At 43.5% G+C, this 2,584-nt stretch carries 2 protein-coding genes; one reads left to right on the top strand and one right to left on the bottom strand.

All coding sequences use genetic code 11. From position 1 onward, the window contains the following. The first annotated feature begins 863 nt into the window (after window positions 1–863). Complete coding sequence (locus BG32_RS01460; protein ID WP_121526290.1) at window positions 864–1,724, top strand: proline iminopeptidase-family hydrolase; 861 nt, start codon at window positions 864–866, stop codon at window positions 1,722–1,724. Between the two features lie 62 nt (window positions 1,725–1,786). On the opposite strand, the gene BG32_RS01455 is transcribed toward BG32_RS01460, so the two are convergent. Beyond that, the coding region (locus BG32_RS01455; protein WP_183084259.1) for a 5'-nucleotidase C-terminal domain-containing protein at window positions 1,787–2,584 on the bottom strand (798 nt) is incomplete at its 5' end.

Here is a 2,584-nt window from a genome sequence, read left to right as displayed (position 1 = left end):
AAAGAAAGTAAACCTCCCAGAAAGGCACTCCCGTAAGTAACGCTTGTTGTAACGATTGGACTTATCATTGGTGACACACCTAGAGTTCCGGTTGCTACTGCGGTCAATTCATTCATATTACCCCTCCCGGTATAGTATAAACTATTTCCCTTGCGCCTGCAAATAACGTCTTTGTGAACTCCTGCTTGCTTGAAGAGAATTTTCCAATTTTACGTGAGAGAATGTGACAACACTAGCCCGATTTCTTGTCTAGTTCAGTTGCAAACTCGAGATACAAGCTGAAAGTATAGTACAAAGATAGCCAGTCCAATTTAGTACCCTTGCTATATCTCATGTAGCTAGACAAAAGAGTTAAATCAGTTTCAAGCCACTAAAAAGAAGCATTTCAAAGCACACTCTGGGGATGAGAGTACTTCACGTAGAAGAAGCTTTGACAGACTCTTTCGTGACTTAAAACCTCTCTTTAATGACATTTTCAGCTGAAAGCCATTATGGGTAGCTGAAAAGGCTTTTAGATGAAGATACCAAGTGCTCCACATCGTACCTCATCTTTCGTAAGTCCTTGGTTAGGAAAGCAATATACAAAGTCATACCCGCTTACTTGAAATCGGAAATGCAGCTGAGTCTTGCTCCTCTACTTTGGCAAGCTCTTGAAGAATCTTTCTCAACAGGTGATTATGAGCTCTTCATTTATGATATTCTTTTCTTGAAAGACTCATATTAAAGAAACATTCCGAGTGCCCTTTTGTTTTCAATAGTGAGGACGAAAGGTTTTTCGGTTCTTTCAATTGTTGAAAGCAGTTATTGTAGCGGTTGATTGTTCTCACTCTCATGAAAGACTTTTCTCTTTGGGGGGAGACAGATTGGAAGGATATGTAACCGTTCCCGGTGGACGAATCTGGTATGAAGTGCAAGGTAGATTCGGTAAGATGAAACCTATTATTACGATTCATGGGGGTCCTGGTGTTCCACACAACTACCTTGAGACGATAAGTGCGCTTTCAGATGAGAGGCCCGTTGTCTTCTACGACCAACTGGGTTGCGGTAGATCAGAGCGTCCATCAGATAGGTCGCTCTGGAGAGTTGATCGCTTCGTGGAAGAAATCGAGTGTCTGAGAAAAGAGTTAGGGTTTTCGACAATTAATCTTCTCGGCCAGTCCTGGGGAACTATTCTCGCCTGCGAATATTCCGTTAAATACCCCAGTTTCGCCGAAAGTCTTGTTCTGTCGGGACCGGCAATGAGTATCAAGAGATTTGAAAGCGATACTAGAAAACTGGTTGAGACCTTGTCTGATCATTCACAATCCGCTATCAAAAGAGCCGAATCAATCGGTAACTTCAATGGAGAGAGTTATCAGTCGGCAATTTCAGAGTTCTATGGGAAATATGTATGTCGAATGGAGCCATGGCCTCAATGTATGAACGAAGCAGTCGCCGGCATGGGGGAAGAGGTCTACAACTATATGTACGGACCAAGCGAATTCACAGTAACAGGCGTTTTGAAAGACTTCGACTGTACACCTCATCTCGAAAACATTACCGTACCCGTCCTATTGACTTGCGGTGAATTCGATGAAGCGACACCGGAAACGACCAGGTACTACAGCAGTAAATTTCCAAATGCAACTATGAAGATCTTCGAAGGGGCATCTCACGAACACCATCTTGAGAAAGCCAAGGAATACATCGAGGCCGTTCGTAGGTTTCTCAAAGATGTCGAATAGAGATCGTGGATAAACAGTTGTGTTAGTAAATATCAGAATTAGGGGTCGAAGTTACCGGTATTTTACTTGTCTTGAAAAAAGGGTCTGTAAACTATCAGTTCCGAACCTGCGGGAATGCTTTTAACTCCTACTAGATCGGGATTATATTTCATGATTTCAGAATCCTCGATGTCATACATCTCTGAAATTGATCTCAATGTTTCGTTCCATCCAACCGTGTGAATGAACCCTGTTCCTACCGACCAGTTGTTGTCAACCTGGGGACTAATGGCAAATCTCTCCTGAACGAAATCCGTAATTATCTCAAAGATCTGAAGCTTCACATCCCTTACAACCGGCTTATTCTCGAACATGCTGTAACCGCCGCCTCCCGCACGAAAACTGCTCATAGAGACTTCATAAGTCTCTGCCATATCAAGCGGTTTACCATTATGCCAGACACTGAGGACTCTTTCGCCGACCGGCCTGTCTATGGCGATTATGTATTCAATTCCCTCCCACATATCGTAATTCGAATAATCATCAACAGACCAATGGTCCAAAGTAAGCAATCCATCATCGGTAACGAAGCGTTCTGCATTGAATTCAAGGGCTTCTTTGATGTCTCCGCCGGTTAGCTCAAGAACTCTGAGCGTGCTTGGAACAGGATAAACCTCGTAGATCTCGCCAATGGTTATCGGTCCGGTTTTCCAACCGGTTGTCGCATGATCGAAAATCGAGGTACATGAAATCTTGGCTCCCGTTACTTCCATCTGGACTCTGTTAATGAACTCGGCAAGAGGGTTGTCTCGAAGTCTCGCTTCAAGAGCATCTTCAACATAGAAATCACCGACTGCAAAACCAACTCTTGTATCCAGAAG

The sequence above is a fragment of the Mesotoga sp. HF07.pep.5.2.highcov genome, from assembly GCF_003666285.1.
Taxonomy (GTDB): domain Bacteria; phylum Thermotogota; class Thermotogae; order Petrotogales; family Kosmotogaceae; genus Mesotoga; species Mesotoga prima.
The sequence above is the reverse complement of the archived record's forward strand: the minus strand, read 5'-3'. Positions and strand labels throughout refer to the sequence as shown.